Annotated in this window: 10 protein-coding genes; 5 read left to right on the forward strand and 5 right to left on the reverse strand. The window is 60.8% G+C overall.

What is annotated here, in order from left to right:
• From FVQ81_13755 to FVQ81_13765, 3 genes are all read right to left on the reverse strand, one after another.
• Window positions 1-489, reverse strand: a 489-nt coding sequence (locus tag FVQ81_13755; GenBank protein ID MBW7997613.1) for a hypothetical protein, incomplete at its 3' end; no start/stop codon positions are given.
• Window positions 490-755: 266 nt separating this feature from the next.
• A complete protein-coding gene (locus tag FVQ81_13760; protein ID MBW7997614.1) occupies window positions 756-2372 on the reverse strand; it encodes a Na+:solute symporter in 1617 nt (538 codons plus the stop codon).
• 192 nt (window positions 2373-2564) lie between these two features.
• The gene (locus tag FVQ81_13765; GenBank protein ID MBW7997615.1) at window positions 2565-3569 is read right to left on the reverse strand and encodes a uroporphyrinogen decarboxylase; all 1005 of its coding nucleotides are present in this window, start codon (window positions 3567-3569) and stop codon (window positions 2565-2567) included.
• Window positions 3570-3724: 155 nt separating this feature from the next.
• On the opposite strand from FVQ81_13765, the gene FVQ81_13770 reads away from it, so the two are divergent.
• Window positions 3725-4675, forward strand: a complete 951-nt coding sequence (locus FVQ81_13770) for an amidohydrolase family protein (protein MBW7997616.1) — start codon at window positions 3725-3727, stop codon at window positions 4673-4675.
• Window positions 4676-4793: 118 nt separating this feature from the next.
• A complete protein-coding gene (locus FVQ81_13775) occupies window positions 4794-6272 on the forward strand; it encodes an ADP-ribosylglycohydrolase family protein (protein MBW7997617.1) in 1479 nt (492 codons plus the stop codon).
• A gap of 199 nt (window positions 6273-6471) precedes the next feature.
• Here the strand turns inward: FVQ81_13775 and FVQ81_13780 are convergent, their stop codons facing one another.
• Together FVQ81_13780 and FVQ81_13785 are read right to left on the reverse strand one after the other, a co-directional pair.
• Entirely contained in the window at window positions 6472-8382 is a 1911-nt protein-coding gene (locus FVQ81_13780; protein ID MBW7997618.1) for an MBL fold metallo-hydrolase, read from the reverse strand.
• A 28-nt stretch (window positions 8383-8410) separates the two neighbouring features.
• Window positions 8411-10117: a DUF4091 domain-containing protein gene (locus FVQ81_13785; protein ID MBW7997619.1), complete on the reverse strand. Its 1707-nt coding sequence runs from the start codon at window positions 10115-10117 to the stop codon at window positions 8411-8413.
• A 183-nt stretch (window positions 10118-10300) separates the two neighbouring features.
• On the opposite strand from FVQ81_13785, the gene FVQ81_13790 reads away from it, so the two are divergent.
• The 3 genes from FVQ81_13790 (at window position 10301) to FVQ81_13800 (ending at window position 15428) form a co-directional block, all read left to right on the forward strand.
• Entirely contained in the window at window positions 10301-12727 is a 2427-nt protein-coding gene (locus tag FVQ81_13790; GenBank protein MBW7997620.1) for a hypothetical protein, read from the forward strand.
• 540 nt (window positions 12728-13267) lie between these two features.
• Window positions 13268-14188 (forward strand): ATP-binding cassette domain-containing protein, encoded by a 921-nt coding sequence (locus FVQ81_13795; protein MBW7997621.1) that lies wholly within the window; start codon window positions 13268-13270, stop codon window positions 14186-14188.
• Window positions 14052-15428 carry an ABC transporter permease gene (locus FVQ81_13800; protein ID MBW7997622.1) on the forward strand — a complete coding sequence of 459 codons (1377 nt, stop codon included), beginning with the start codon at window positions 14052-14054 and terminating at the stop codon, window positions 15426-15428. The genes FVQ81_13795 and FVQ81_13800 overlap by 137 nt, the downstream gene beginning before the upstream one ends.
• Window positions 15429-15534 lie beyond the last annotated feature (106 nt).

Here is a 15534-nt window from a genome sequence, read left to right on the forward strand (position 1 = left end):
GCCCGTGCGCTCTGATGTTTCCACCAGCCGCCAGCAATCGTCCACTGTCACCGCCGCAGGGACCTCGGTGGCCGCGTATTTCCCGGCCTCCATCGCAGCCACGCATACCGGAGTATGCAGCTCCCACGGGGTGGCGGTCATCACCGCGTCCAGGTCGTCGCGCTCCACCAGGCGACGGAAGTCCTCCGGACCGCGGGCGTACAGCTCCGGCCGCTGCCCGCCGGCCTGCTCGATCTCCCCGGCCGCCCGGTTCAGATGATCGCTGTCGATATCGCAGATCGCCGGGATTTCCACTCCGCCCACGCCCAGCATGGTGCGGATCAGGCCCGTCCCGCGGTTGCCCGTGCCCACGAACCCCAGCCGGACCGGACGGTCGAGGGGAGAGCGCAGTTGAGCTGCCTGCGGCTTGCCCACCGCGGCCAACAGCGCCGCTGTCCCCGCCGCGCCGGCGATAAACCGTCGCCGGTTGATGTTTTCCAGCTCTTTCATCAGCGTTCCTCATGTAAAAATGAACCGGGTGTGGAGGATGGCTTGAAACCCTGCCCGAGATTCTCAACAATCCTCTGGGCTCAAACATGCGCGGCCACCGGAAAACCCTTTCCCCAACCTTTTGGCGGTTACCAAGCAGGATACAGGTTCCCATCGGAGGGCCGGCTTATGCGTCGCCCGGCACAGGTAAAACACATCTCCCGCTTGCCTCGCAGGCACCCCCTTTATTACGGGGAATTTACGAGTTCTACCTTAGCAAAGTAACATCAGGTTGCAACGGGTTCCGCGCTGCCGGATTCCGGTAAGCTGCCCACCTCCAGCAGCCCCCTTCGCACGGCCTCGCGGTGGACCGGCCCCCACCAGCCGATCGGGCGGGTGCGGACGTAGTAGCGCACAAGATGGCCCATCTCGTCGTGGGGCGTCAGAAATGTCACCGGCAGATAAACCAGCATTCCCAGGCCCAGCAGGAGCCAGAATTGCTGGTACTCCAGCAGCTCGGGGATAACCCCGTAGGCCGGCAGCACCCAGACCACCAGCCAGCTCAGCGCCAGGTTGGCCAGCCAACTCGCCAGGTAGCCCCAACTGTTGAACCGCCACCAGACCACCTGCAGGATCGAGGGCAGCCACATGCCGGCGGTCATGATCCAGAGGGCGAATATCAGCCACTGGGTGATCGACTCCATCATCAGCCCGTAGAAAAACGAGCCCACCAGCAGGCAGACCGTGCTGACCCGGCCGATCCAGATCAGCCGCTGCTGGGTTGCCTTGGGGTTGAGATAGTGGTGGTAGAGGTCGCGGGTGAAATACATCGCGCCCAGGTTCAGGATCGTGCTGATACTGCTGAAATGGATCGCCAGGATCGCGGCGAAAAAACAGCCGACCATCCCTGCCGGCAGCACCTTGAACCCCATTACGAACCAGGCCATCTCGTAGTCCGCCGAGTCCTCGATATCGGGGAACAGGACGAAAAAGCCGAGAATCGCCACGGCCCAGATCGCGTTGCGGGTCAGCACCAGGGCGGTACCGGCGAAGATGCTGTAGGAGGCGTCGCGCACCGTGCGGGCGCTCTGGATCCGCTGGCTTTCGACATACCAGTCGATCGAGGTCCCCATCCCCAGGCCGCCCACCAGCGCCACGAACACCATCGTCAAAAACCAGGCCAGCGGGAAATCTCCGCTCAGAAAGCCGCTGAAATGCAGCGGGTTGAGCCGCCAGGATTCGCCCATCTCGGCCAGGCGCTCCACTATGCCACTCGGTCCGCCCACCGCCACGATCTGCCAGACCGAGACGATTATAATCAGCGCCGAGGCGATCACTCCCTGCTGAAAATCGGCCATCACCACGCCCCAGTAGCCGCTGAACAGGACATAGATCGCGCAGATCGAACTGAACAGCACCATCCCCACCCATTCAGGGTAGGCGGGAAACAGGAAATGAAATACTTTTCCCATCGCCAGCCCCACCCAGCCGAGGATGAACATGTTCATAAAAATCTGCCAGCCGGCCATCCAGCCGCGCAGCAGTTCCGCGCCCATCCCGGAAAACCGCAGACTCTGCCATTCGGCCTGGGTGTAGGCCAGGCTGCGGCGGAAAATCCGGCTGGATACAAAGGCACCGACTGCGCACCAGGCGGCGAAAAAGCTGTACCAGATCCCCGAAAGACCGAACCGGTAGACCACTCCGCCGATCCAGATCGGGGTGTCGGTGGCAGTGTGAGTGGCGTAGACACTGGTGGCCGGCAGCCACCAGGGCAGGCCGCGGCCGGCGAGGAAAAAATCGCTTTCGCTGCGGGAAGCCAGCCGGTAGAACAGCACCCCGCAGACCACCATCAGCAGGATATAAGCGATCACCCAGAACCAGTCGAGTGCGGTGAATTGAACCATCGGCAGCCTCTTTATCTTCTCGCTTTTATTGTCACCGTCTCAGCAGTCAATCCGCGTTGGCCGAGTGATCAATTCCGGGCCGGGGCGGGCGGCGCCTGCGCTTTCAAGCGCAGGCGGGCATGCGGGCGAAGCCCGCGCACGCGCGTACATGGTACGCGCGCCGCCCGCCCACTGCACTGAATCAGAAAATCCTTATTTTTTCCACTCCACAGGTTCGCACAACGCTTTCAGATTCTTTACCGGAGTGCCCGAGGGCACTTCGCAGCCGGCGGTGACCATGTACGGGTTGCCGACAATCTCGTAGGTCCGCCGCACATCCGCCCTGATCTCCTCCGCCGTGCCCGTGTAGACTCCATTGGCCGGGTCGATATTGCCGGCGATGCAGACATTTCCTCCCAGGGCCTCACGCACGGTTTTCATGTCGACCATGTGGTCCACGTCCATGATATCTATCCCCAGGCCGGCAATTCCGGGGAGAAGGTGGGTGGTGTCGCCGCAGATATGCAGCCGCACTTTAGCCCCCATCGCCCGAATAGCTCCCACCAGCTTTTTCTCCCGTGTCTGGATCATCGATTCGTACATGTCCGGCGATACCTGGCTGGCGACCGCATCGCCTATTCCGATCGTGTCCGCGCCGCTTTCCACCTGGATCCGCGCGAACTCGATCGCGACATCCACACAGATATCCATCAGTTCGCAAACCCATTCCGGATCATCGATCAGGTCCGTGAAAAAGCGGCTGACCCCGCGAAGGTCGGCGGCCTCGGCGGCGGGACCCTCCACCCAGCCCAGCACGGAGTATTGTTGTCCGTCGAGCTTGCGGTACATCCTGACCGCATCGATCCTGTCACGCATGCGCTCTGCGGTCAGGGGGTCGGGCCGGGGCAAAGTTTCCAGGTCCTTGTTATCGGACAATGGTGGTTTCGGGCAGCGCGGGACACCGTCGCGGACGTAAACTATCTCCGCGCCATAGCCTTGGGTTTCACGGTACGGATCGCTGATTGTCGATACCTGCTCGAACCCGAAATCACGGGCGCAGGCCAGGTTGGACTCCACCAGCACGTGATGGTCCGAGGCGAATGCTCCATAGTTGGAGCCGATATGCTCGGCGGCGAACTGCATCAGGATCGGCAGACGCGGCAGGAAATCCACAGGGTGGCCAGCCAGGACTGCCAGGTATCGCTCGAGAAAAGTCATCGGTCGCCGCCTCCGACAGGCAAGGTTTTCTAATGCAGCTCTTTTCCGAAACAATCGAATTGAATACTTGCGCAGGACAACCCAAGATAATATATCCAAATACCAACCGAAAGTGAGAACATGCTACCTTTACCAATCCTGTGGGAGTGAGAAAGATGGACAGGCGGGAATTTATCACGGGAACCACCCTGGGCGCCGCCAGTGGAGCGATCACCACTGCCGGGGAATCTCACGCCGCGCAGGCGGAAGCCGATTCGCCACCGGAGCGCAGGGTGCTGTTCCACTGCCACACCTTTCCTTATGCAAACGATCAGTTCCAGCGCGATCCTTCAACCGGGCTGCATCCCGGACACCCTGAACATCTGGCCGCTTTCATCGAGGGACTCGGTTTCGGGCGTGCAACCGCCATATCTCCGTTCGAGGTCCCCGAGGGACGTTGCACGAGCCGGATTGAACCTGGCCAGGACGGCCCGGGTTGGCTTAGCTCCAGCAGCCAAAAAGTCAACGACAAAATTATCCGGTTCGCCGCGCTCGATCCCGCGAAACCCGGCGAGACAGAGCGCCTGGAAAAGCTGGCCGCCGGTGGGTTTGCCGGAGTGAAATTCCACCCGGTAATCTGCCGGTTCGAGATCGACCCTGTGCGCGACAGCGAGTTTTATACCGTGCTTGAGAACCTAGGTCTACCCCTGCTGATCCACACCGGTGTGTTCGGCGCCGGGGGTTCGTGGCCGCTGGAGCATTACCATCCGCTGAAAATCGACCGGCTGGCCTGGAAATATCCCGGCATCCCGCTTATCCTGGCCCACGGCGGCGGTGCGGCGTTCTGCCGTGAGGTGCTGGGGCTGCTGCAGATGCATCCGGCAAGCTTCCTGGACCTGACCCACACACTTGATTCCAGGTACGCCTGGCATATTCCGCAAGCGGAGTTGGAGCTGATTTTCAGCCGGATCGGCACAAGAAAAGTAATCTACGGTGTCGATTTTCCATGGTACGACGAGGAGGATTACCGCCGTGACATGGCCTCCCTGGCCGAACTGGGTCTGGATAGCGAGGATTTCAACCGCCTGCTTGGAGAAAATTTCCTGGGACTGATCGAGAAAGTGTGAAACATGTAAAACCGGCTTTTCATGGATAGTTAACTTACGCCGTCTTATATTGATTACGTTATCCCAGAGCAAAAGCAGCAATTGCCCAGTTGTTTCTTCACACGAAAGGAGCTGCTTGATGAGGCTCTTTGCACCCGGTTCAACAGCGATAGTGTGTCTGGCGCTGCTGGCAGCCGCCGCATGCTCCACCGGCTCCGGCACTGTCAGGATCAGCTCCGAGACCATGAGGGACAAGATCAAGGGAGGCTGGGTCGGCCAGACTGTGGGCGTCTGTTTCGGTGGACCCACGGAATTCGGCTGGACCGGAACGTGGATCGGTGACGAGGTCCCGCTGGAATACAGCGCGGAGCAGCTTGTCAGGTATTTCAACAACGACGACCTCTACATGGACCTTGCGTTTATGGCCGTGCTCGACAGCGCCGGCCTGGATGCCTCGTCGGAGGCCCTCGCGCTGAAATTCGCCAACGCAGGATTCAGGCTCTGGCACGCCAACCAGTCGGGAAGGTGGAATATCCTGCACGGGATAATGCCTCCGGCCAGCGGATACTGGAAAAACAACCCGCACGCCGATGATATAGATTTCCAGATCGAGGCCGATTTTATCGGTATGCTGTGTCCGGCGATGCCGGCCTCGGCACTCGAAATCTGCGACCGGGTGGGGCATATCATGAACTACGGCGACGGTTATTACGGCGGTGTGTTCGTGGCGGCGATGTACTCCCACGCTTTCGTGGAAGGCGACATCTCCGTGGTGGTTGAAAAATCTCTCGAGAGCCTGCCTGTCGAAAGCGAATACTACCGGACGATCAAGGATGTGCTTACCTGGTGGCGCCAGTATCCAGGCGACTGGCAGCGCTGCTGGTTCGAGGTGCAGAAGAAATGGGCCAATGACCGCGGCTGCCCGGAGTGCGCGCTGCTGCCGGGAAATATAGACGCCAAGCTCAACGGAGCGTATATCGCTATCGGTCTGCTCTACGGCGGAGGAGATTTCGGCAGAACTCTCGATATCAGCACCCGCTGCGGCCAGGACTCCGACTGCAACCCTTCGAACGCAGCCGGGATACTCGGCACCATGATCGGGTTTTCCAATATTCCCGAGGAATGGCTCGTTGGACTCGACCAGATCGAAAACGAGAAATTCGCTTACTGCGACTACAGCCTCAACGAGGCGTACGAGGTTACCTACCGTCTGGCCGGCGAAATTGTAACCCGCGGAGGCGGCTCCGTGGGCGAAAGCACGTGGATTATCGAACGCGAAAAACCGCAACGGCCGCCGCTCGAGGTCGCTTTCGAGGGCCTGACCCCGACTGCCAGACACTCACTCACTAATTCGGGGGACAGCCTGTATACTCTGGCATTCGAGGGCCGGGCGTTCGTGGTCAACGGGTTCGTGCACTGGGAGGGCGGCGAGTGCGAGTGTGAAGTTTATGTCGACGACAAGCTGATCGAGCAGGTGACCCTGCCCAGCGACGCGCGGATCTGGCGCATCCCGCTTTTCTGGAACTATGACCTGGAACCGGGCAGCCATGAACTGGTGATCCGGCAGGTGGGCGGCGAGGGGAAAATGGTGATGAAAGAGGCGCTGATTTACGAATAAAAATGCTCTCAAAGCAGTTAAACGCGAAAGCCGCCACATCGAGTGGCGGCTTTCGCGTTTATGCACCTTTGGATTCATCCGGGCCCTTTTTCCCTTCAACTCTTTATCCGGCGGGCCGGCACGTTCTTTGCCCGTTTCTGGACGTCCGGGATTGTACAGCCGGTGTGAGATTCGCAAAGAACGTGCCGGCCCGCTCCCGCTAATCGGCCTCTACAAGCATTTCGCAGAACTCGCCCCAGTCGATCCCGTCGGCGATAATCCGGGCGGTGACAATCCGCCGTCCGTCAAGTTTTTCCCCCGACGGAGCGATTATCTTAAATCTGACCGCAGCCTCAGTCTTGCCGAAAACCTCGAGTTCGGCTGACTGCGGCTCGGCTCGCCAGCCCGGCGGCAGGCGAAATTCGATGCTGGTTTTCATCTTCCGGGCAAGGTGGTTGCGGACACGGAGTTCGGCATCGAGAGTACCATCGGCGCTCAAGCTTCCTGAATAGGGATAGAAGCAGAACCGGTTGGGATCGAACCCCAGGTTGGGGTCCTCATGGGGCAGCACCTTTTCCACCCGCGCCCGGCGGAGGCGGATCGAGTCGAGATTGGTCTGGTAGGTCAGCATGTTTCCCTCGCGCGGGCCGCTGTGGGCGAACAGCATCAGTTCGGGATCGAACTCCACCATCCGCTCCATCGCTTTTTCGTATCCGCGCCCCTGGTCCAGATTGTAGTAGTTGAAAAAGGTGCTGATCCCGTGGAGCTTCAAATTGCGCCGGCCCATCGTCTGGTCGCCGAGGGCATAGCAGTCAGTATCGCCCATGAACATCACCTTGCGGCCGTCCACCTCGCCGTACATCGCCTGATGGTACATCGTCTGCCCGGGGAAATGGATGATCCGAAACGTATACGGCCCCCAGCTGATAACCTCGTTATCGTGCAGGACCCTGTCGGCGGGAATTTGTTCGGGGGCGATACAGCACAAGTTGTAGCGCGAGGGATGGGCCAGCAGGTCGGCCATGTTGTCGAATACCCAATACTGCGCACCCAGCTTCTTGAGCACGGGGAATCCGCGGAGATGGTCTTCGTGGAAATGGCTCGGGATCGCCACCTCGACCCGCTCGATATCCAGTGCTTTGAGAATCGTGTCGATCCGCGAGGGACCCCAGCGGGAGTTCTCTTCCGGCACCGAATAATAGTCGTAGAACAGCGCCCCGCCCTGGCCGTCAAGCAGCACATAACCGGTGGGGCGGACATGGTAGAGGTGTTCGGAGACCTGCCGGATCAACTGCGGTACGCGCCTCGATGGCGGAGCGACCTCGTCCTCGGCCTCGCCCTCTGGAGAGAACTCGTAAAGCTGGTGCATATTCTCTTTCAGCAGGGCCACCGCCGCGGGAGGATCGCCGATCGGCACGCCATGGGAGGGCAGCAGCATATCCGCTCCCCATTCCAGTACTTTGTCCAGACCCGCCAGGGTTTTCCTGACCCCCTCGAACCCGCCGTCCCAGTAGTGATGGTCGAAATGGAACAGGTTCCAAACCTTGCCGGGGGAATGAATCATATCGCCGGTGAACGCGATTTTTTTGCCGCTGCTGCCGCCGATCTCGGCCAGCCAGGCGGTGTGGTCCACACTGTGGCCGGGAGTGGCCAGCGCGGTCAGCGTGATCCCCCGCCACTCCAGCGATTCACCGTCGGCCAGCACCCTGTGCACAGGTATCGGCCGGGCGGGCTTGAACGAGTCGGGCTTGAACTGGTAACGGATATAAAGCTGGAACTGGTTCCAGAATCCGGCTGGATCGCGGTAGAACCGCTCTCCCTCGTCCAAAACCGCCACCCGCGCACCCATTTCCGCAAGCCTGGGAGTAGCGGCGCACTGGTCGCGGTGGGCGTGGGTATGGACCACCCACTCTACATTTTTCACGCCCAGCGCATCGAGCTGACCGATCACGTCGCCCTCGCCGCTGTCGATCAGCAGCGCCGCAGCGCCGCGCACGATCGCGTACACGTTGCACGAGCCGCCGACCAGGTAGACTCCCCCGGCCACCTGCTCAGGCGCTTTGGCAGACGCTCCGGCAGCAGCGCAGAGCAGCGCGAGCGCACACTGGATAACAAGCTTGGCAAGCCTCATTCATTCTCCTTCGGCCGGGACAGCCTCATTATTTCGCCCGCTCGATCAGTTCCGCGGCGCGGGCTTTAGCCTGCTCGTAGCGTTGCGGGTCGCGGCTGAACGTATCGGCGCTGATCACCAGGTCCATGCACAGCTTTTCCGCTTCGTCGTCCATGCCGAGTTCCTTGAGCAGGTAAAGGTACTCCACGTCCTGCATGCCCTTGCGCAGCTGTTCGAACCGGATCGAGCTGACCGGCCCGGCCACGTTGCTCTGCCCGCAGAACCTTGCTATCTCCTCGCCCGGATACACCAGGCTGCCCTCGCCTGCCAGCGGAGCGTTGCACTCGGAGCGTTTCCAGGTGACAGCATCGCGCCACGGGCTGACCACCTCGGGCCAGAAATTGACCGCCCAGTAGAGCATTCCCGCCAGGCGGTAGCGGTAAGTTATCCAGGCCACCGCGCGGGGGTCGATCCCCGGCTCGTCGATAAAGTAATTGGCCATCGGCCAGGTCTGGTCGCAGGAAATATACCAGACAGCTTTCTGACCCATGCCGGTTACCCGGATCAACTCCTCGCGGTTGCTTTCAAGGGACTTGCCGTGCACTACCCAGTCGTTGGCTACCTGAGCCAGACTGGGCCACTCGGGTCTCGATGGCAGCGGCTGCTCGGTAACCTGGAAATTGATCTCCGGGTCCACCTCCTTGATCAGCCTGCCCCAGCGGATCAGCTCTTTGTATTCGTCCAGCGTATTCGGTTCGTCTACCGGCGCGAAAAAGCTAACTTTGCTCTGCCAGCCGTTCTGCTTGTAGTGCTCCCAGATCCCGCCGACCCAGTCCCTGACCTTGCGCTTGAACTCCGGGGTAAATTTCTCCTCCTCGCCGAGCGAGCGTTCCATCTCGCGCGGCAGCGCGGGAAAGGTTACCCGGCGGTAGGCCTCCTGGGCGAGAAAATGCTTTTCCCAATGCAGATTGGGCCAGCTCAGTTCCAGCCGGTCGCCCTTGTCCTCGTACTCCGGCTGGATCAGCGGGTTGAACCAGGGCTGGATCCCGCGTTCGAGCATGAAATCGAAATATTTGGCCAGCATGTCATCGAGGCTGACCCCGCCCAGGTTGTCTTCATCGTAGTAGCTGCCCAGCCAGCTCCTGCTGCAGTTGAACATCGCGTACTGGTGCTGGCGCGCGGGCAGGTCGAAACCGTGGACCTTTAACTTTAGCGGGAATGCCGCCAGCTCTCCCTCGCTGTCGCTGACCGACACCCGGCCCCCGTAGGTCCCGGCGGCCAATCCGCGCGGAATGGCGATCTCGAACCAGAATGTCTGGTTGTAGGTGTTCTGCCAGCGGTAGGGCTCGATATGCACCGGTTTATCTAACAGCACCAGCGGATCGGGGTACCAGCCGGCCCGGCCGGCCTCGGTGCTGGGGGCGTAGACTTTCACCAGCGGGCAGAGGAACTCGATCGTCCGGCTGTCGGCAACCGTACCGCCGGGTCCGGTCAGCTCGCCCAATTTCGCGGTCACTCCCTCCAGGGTATCGTCGACCACCTGGACCACCACCTGGAAGAATACGCTTTCACCTCCGGCTCCGGCGACGGTGATCACTCCGCTGGACGGATCGAACACGTGGCTCCGGCTGTCAATCTCGGTCTGGATTCTGGTCACCTTGGCCTCGGCCGGCTGCGGGATGACACGGACACCGGCATGAAGCGTTACCGTGGCGACGGCAAGAGCCGGCAGCAGTAAGAAAAACTGGGTGCGCATGGGGAACTCCTCGGCTGACTTTGTGGAACCGCGGACAGTGAAAGAGTGCTTAATTCGGCGGCCGGCAATTCATTGTTCCTTTCCCCGGCGGGCAGAAAGCTTTAACTTTCTGCGGTCTGAACCACTATAACACGCCAGGTTGCGAGTTACAACATTCTGGCTCCGCCGAGGGGGGACGATACCATGCAGGAGCGCAAGCTGTCTCGCCATTTCGCTGTTTTCGCCGTATCCCTGCTGGTATCACTGTCCGCCTGCGGCGGCGGCGTACCGCAGCCACAGGCTGCGGCCGAAAGTCCCTCGCCGGACTGGGTGAGCATGGGACCCGGCGGCGGCGGCAGCACGTTCTTCCCCACGTTCCACCCCACCGACCCCGAGCGGATCGCGATCCGCTGCGACATGACCGGCTGCTACCTCACGGACAACGGTGGCGAGAGCTGGGAGATGTACAATCTCCCCGGCGGGGTGGGCGCGTTCGCATTCGATCCCTCCAATACCACGACTGTCTACGTTGGCGCGGCCGGTCTGCACCGCACTGTCGATTACGGCGAATCCTGGGAGCTGCTCTTTCCCCTGCCCGCCGACACCCTGGGCCGCGGCTACGAAGATGACCATGCGGATTTCGACTGGGTTGTGCGCGAGGGAGCGAGCTACCCGGCCGACGCCTCGCGGATCAGCGCGATCCTAATCGACCCGGCTGACCCGGCCACGATTTATCTCGGCCTGACGCGCGGAAGCGGCAGTTCGGTGTTCGTCAGCCGCGACAGCGGCGCGGGCTGGAGCGAACTCACTGGGCTGAAAGCCGCTGTCCTGGGTCTCTACGCCGGCCCGCGGGAAATAGATAAGCTCTATGCGTTCACCCCGGTCTCGCTGGCTGTGATCGATCCGGCCAGCGGTGAAACAGATGAGATGGACCTGCCCGAAGAGATGGCGCCGGTTGAGAGCGCCTCCGGCGGAGTGGACCCGGAGAGCGGGACCATGCGGTTCTATGCGGTTGTCACTCCCCGCGGCGGCGGCCCGGGAGGAGTGGGCGGCAACGAGGTCAGTCCCGGCGGGATATTCATCTCCCACGACGCCGGTGCGAGCTGGCGCGAAGTGTCCGCAACGTTGAGCGGCATGGCTTCCGTGCCGGAGAACCAGGTGCGGCCCTCGTTCGCCTGGGTCTCCACCGGACTGCGCGACAGCCGCACGGCCTACCTGGTCTGCGCCCGGTACATGGACACTAACCCCCGCGGCAACGTGGGCCACTGGTACGGGATATTCAAGACCACCGACGCGGGCGAAAGCTGGGCCTGGGTGCAGAAAGCCGGCGGCGGCAGCAGCGACTACACAGTGCGCGACGGTTACAAGGCGGAAAATGTCGACGACTCCTGGGTGCGCGAGGCGTTCGCCGGGGAATATGTCCGGGCGATCTGCACCGGCGTGTTTCCCTCCGATCCCTCGATTGCGGCGTTCACCGACTGGTACCGCGTGATGAAAACCACCGACGGCGGCTGCAACTGGCAGGCGCTCTACAGCGAGACCCTGCCCGACGGTTCGATCCGCAGCCGGGGGATGGATGTCACCACGATCTACGGCGTCCATTTCGACCCGTTCGACCCGGCGCATATCGCGGTCAGCTACACCGATATCGCCTACTGGCACAGTTTCGACAGCGGGAGAAGCTGGCGCCGTTCGGTCGAGGGCGTGCCCCCGCGCTGGGACAACACCTGCTACTGGATGGAGTTCGACCCGGCGGTGCGGGGCCGGGTGTGGTCTGCCTGGTCGAGCTGGCACGATATCCCCAAGCTGAAGATGATCCGCTCGCCGCGCTGGAAGCGTTCCGCTCTCGGCGGAATCTGCGTATCCGGCGACGGCGGACGGAGTTGGGAGGTCTCCAGCGAGGGCCTGCCGCAGGCCCCTGTCACCTGGGTGGTGATGGATCCGAAATCTCCGGCCGGCAACCGTACTCTCTACGCCGCGGTCTACGGCCGGGGCGTGTATAAATCCAGCGACGACGCTAAGAGTTGGAGCGAGGCCAGCGAGGGGATCGGCGAAAACCGCAATGCGTTCGAGCTTACCCTGGACGCCGACGGCGCGCTGTGGCTGGTGGTTACGTTCGATGTCAAGTTCAGCGAGCCGCGCGAGCTGCTGAGCGGCGCGCTCTACCGCTCGGACGACGGCGCTGGGAGCTGGCGTAAAGTCGAGCTGCCCGCCGGGGTAAATTTCCCCAACTCGCTCGAATCCGACCCGCTCGACCCCAACCGTCTCTACCTGGCCTGCTGGGCCAGCGTAAATCGCAATGATTTCCGCGGCGGCCCCGGCGTAATCAAATCCGAGGGCGGGGTGCTGGCCAGTACGGACAACGGTAAAACGTGGACGCAGCTTTACCGCCCTGACGCGTACGTGTATGCCGTCGCCGCCGACCCCCGCAAGGCCGGGCGGCTATACCTGAACACGTTCATGCACCACGCTGCGTTCAGCGCCGATTACGGCGCGAGCTGGCAGCGGATGGCCGGCTACGATTTTCACTGGGGCCACCGGGTTGTCCCCGACCCTCACTCAGCGGATAAGGTGTACCTGACCACGTTCGGAGGCAGTTTCCTCTACGGCACGCCGGTAGCGGCGCAATAATCGGGCATATTACGCGGATATTGCAGGGGCGACGCACGCGTCGCCCTTTTTTCTCAACAAATCCCCCTTTTCGACAAAACGTCTCTTGCGCTTACAGGTATTGGGAAAGCTGTCGGGGTGAACCTTGCGGTCGCCCGCATCTGAAATAATTAATAATAAATCCTAACGGCCTGCCGGTTCGTTATAATCAGTGAGGCCCATCCATGGCACGACGGATGGGCCTCTGTTTATTTTAGCGATAATTAATTATCATTTTACTATGCACGTGATTAAGGTATTATTATCCCGAGTATATAACGCCTTCCCTGCTGATGGCGCTAATCAAGTCAGTATAGAGGACCGCCAAAAAAAAGATTATAAATTCCCCTCAATCTCCCTTTTAGAAAAGGGGAGGCCGCTTCACCCCTTTGGCAAAGGGGGGCCAGGGGGGATTTCAGCTTTATCCGATCAAACCATTACCGGAAGCGTCGATTTATTCCATCTACTTCCGGGACACAACACTAGCTAGCAGGCAGGCATACACCACAACCGGAGCATCAGATGGCAGACAACGTACTCGTAATGGAGGATGTGACTAAGAGTTTCGGCGGCAATACCGCCGTCGACTCGCTCTCAGCTTCATTCCCCAGGGGTTGCATCTATGGTTTCCTGGGCCCCAACGGGGCGGGCAAGACCACCGCGATCCGGATGGTGATGGACATCCTCCGTCCCGACAGCGGACGGATTGAGCTGCTGGGCGGCACCGCCCCCGGCCAGGGCAAGGACCGGATCGGCTACCTGCCCGAGGAGCGCGGGATGTACCGTAAGATGAAAGCCGCCGATTTCCTCATCTTTATCGGCCGGCTCAAGGGCATGAGCCCCTCGGACGCCAGCCGGTCGGCAGCTCGATGGCTGGCCGCGCTGGACCTCGATTCACGCGCGGGCAGCAAGATCGAGGAATACTCGCGGGGGATGCAGCAGAAACTCCAGTTCGCCACCACCGTGATCAACGAACCGGAGCTGCTGATCCTCGATGAGCCGTTCAGCGGGCTCGACCCGATCAACCTGGAGGTGGTCAAACAGCAGATGCTCGATCTTCGCACCTCCGGAACAACAATCATCTTCAGCACCCACATGATGGAGCACGCCGAAAAGCTCTGCGACCGGATCCTGTTGATCAACAAGGGGCGCAAGGTGATCGACGGAACGATGGAGCAAATCCGCAGCCGTGGCGCAGAAAATGTCCTGCTGATCGAGACCGCAGCGGATGAGAACTCAGTGGCAGCGATGGACGGCGTACAGAGCGCCGTGCGCGAGCAGGGCCTGCTGACAGTGACCATGAGCGATGGCGGCAGTCACCGGGAGTTCCTGCGGCGGCTGCTTGAACTCGCCGATGTCCGCTCCTTCAGGGTGCGGACCCCCTCGCTGCACGAAACGTTTGTATCCCTGGTTTCCGGCAAAGGAGAGTCCGATGCTGAATAAAACACTACAGATCTCCCGCCGGGAATACCTCGAAACAGTCAAAACCAAGGCGTTCATTATCGGTGTGCTGGCCCTGCCCGTGATTATGATTATCCTGATGGTCGTCGGGGGCAAAATGCAGGAGAAGGCGTTCACTGGTCCCCGCGAGGACCGTCACCTGGCCGTGCTGAACCACGAGGAATCCATCGATCAAACCCTCCGGCAGATGTTCGGGGAATACAACAGCGACAATCCCGGACGCAAACTGGTTCCCCATTATCAGGAGATGAGCGAGAAAGAGGGCAAGCAGGCCGTGCGCTCTGAAGAGTTCGATGCACTGTTGGTCGTGGATGAAAACACTATCAGCGGTGACGGTCACGCACGGATGTTCAGCCTGCCCTCCTCGGATGTGACTCTTCAGCCAACCGTGCGCAGAATAATCAACAAAGCGGTTTCCACGGTGCGTTATCATCAAAACGGCCTCAGCCCGGAGTTGATCAACGAGCTCTCGCGCGGCGTGTGGCTGGAAGATATCCAGCTCAGCGACGAGGGCGAGGGGAAAATCAACAGGATGGCCGGGATGTTTCTGCCGTTCATTTTCCTGATGCTGATCTTTTTCGGGATCATGACTTCCAGCCAGGGCCTGCTAAACAGCATTATCGAGGAAAAAAACGACCGGGTGATCGAGGTGCTGCTGGCCGCTGTCAGTCCGTTGGAGATGATGGCGGGCAAGATTCTGGGCCAGTCGGCTATCGGCCTTACGCTGGTGGCGCTCTACGCAGTCGGCGGTGCTGTGGCCGCCTCGTTCAGCGGTTTCGGCTCGGTGCTGTCCACTATCGGGCCGGATAAGATCGCGGTCTTGGTCCTGAACATGCTGCTGGGCTTCCTGCTGTTCAACTCCATGTTCGCGGCCGTGGGCAGCTCGGTCAACTCGATCAAGGAAGCCCAGAATTTCATCACCCCGCTGATGCTCGTAATCGTGGTGCCGATGATGTTCTGGACCGCGATCGTCCAGCAGCCCCACGGGACGCTGGCAGTGGTCACGTCATTGCTGCCGCCGATATCTCCGCTGGTGATGATCATGCGTGTGGCCGCCCTGCCCGCCGTACCCTGGCTGCAGGTTATCCTCTCCCTGCTGATTCTGACCGTGGCCGTGGCCGCGGTGGTCTGGGCCGCCGCGCGCATTTTCCGCGTGGGCATCCTGATGTACGGCAAGGCGCCCTCGCTGGCCGAGATTTTCCGCTGGGTGCGCGAGTCTTGACCTGTCCGGTTCATTTTGATTCAAAGCCTGTTAACTGCTATAATACATGCAGGGACACGGCATACCGTGTCCCTGCCTTGTTATTGGTCTTTATTCATTAGCTGAA

The sequence above is a fragment of the Candidatus Glassbacteria bacterium genome (assembly GCA_019456185.1).
Lineage (GTDB): Bacteria > Gemmatimonadota > Glassbacteria > GWA2-58-10 > GWA2-58-10 > JAJRTS01.

What these genes read in the sequence shown, in the direction of transcription:
- FVQ81_13760 (MBW7997614.1), bottom strand. Translation starts at nt 2,372, where the DNA reads ATGGTTCAATTCACCGCACTCGACTGGTTCTGGGTGATCGCTTATATC.
- FVQ81_13765 (MBW7997615.1), bottom strand. Translation starts at nt 3,569, where the DNA reads ATGACTTTTCTCGAGCGATACCTGGCAGTCCTGGCTGGCCACCCTGTG.
- FVQ81_13770 (MBW7997616.1), top strand. Translation starts at nt 3,725, where the DNA reads ATGGACAGGCGGGAATTTATCACGGGAACCACCCTGGGCGCCGCCAGT.
- FVQ81_13775 (MBW7997617.1), top strand. Translation starts at nt 4,794, where the DNA reads ATGAGGCTCTTTGCACCCGGTTCAACAGCGATAGTGTGTCTGGCGCTG.
- FVQ81_13780 (MBW7997618.1), bottom strand. Translation starts at nt 8,382, where the DNA reads ATGAGGCTTGCCAAGCTTGTTATCCAGTGTGCGCTCGCGCTGCTCTGC.
- FVQ81_13785 (MBW7997619.1), bottom strand. Translation starts at nt 10,117, where the DNA reads ATGCGCACCCAGTTTTTCTTACTGCTGCCGGCTCTTGCCGTCGCCACG.
- FVQ81_13790 (MBW7997620.1), top strand. Translation starts at nt 10,301, where the DNA reads ATGCAGGAGCGCAAGCTGTCTCGCCATTTCGCTGTTTTCGCCGTATCC.
- FVQ81_13795 (MBW7997621.1), top strand. Translation starts at nt 13,268, where the DNA reads ATGGCAGACAACGTACTCGTAATGGAGGATGTGACTAAGAGTTTCGGC.
- FVQ81_13800 (MBW7997622.1), top strand. Translation starts at nt 14,052, where the DNA reads ATGGCGGCAGTCACCGGGAGTTCCTGCGGCGGCTGCTTGAACTCGCCG.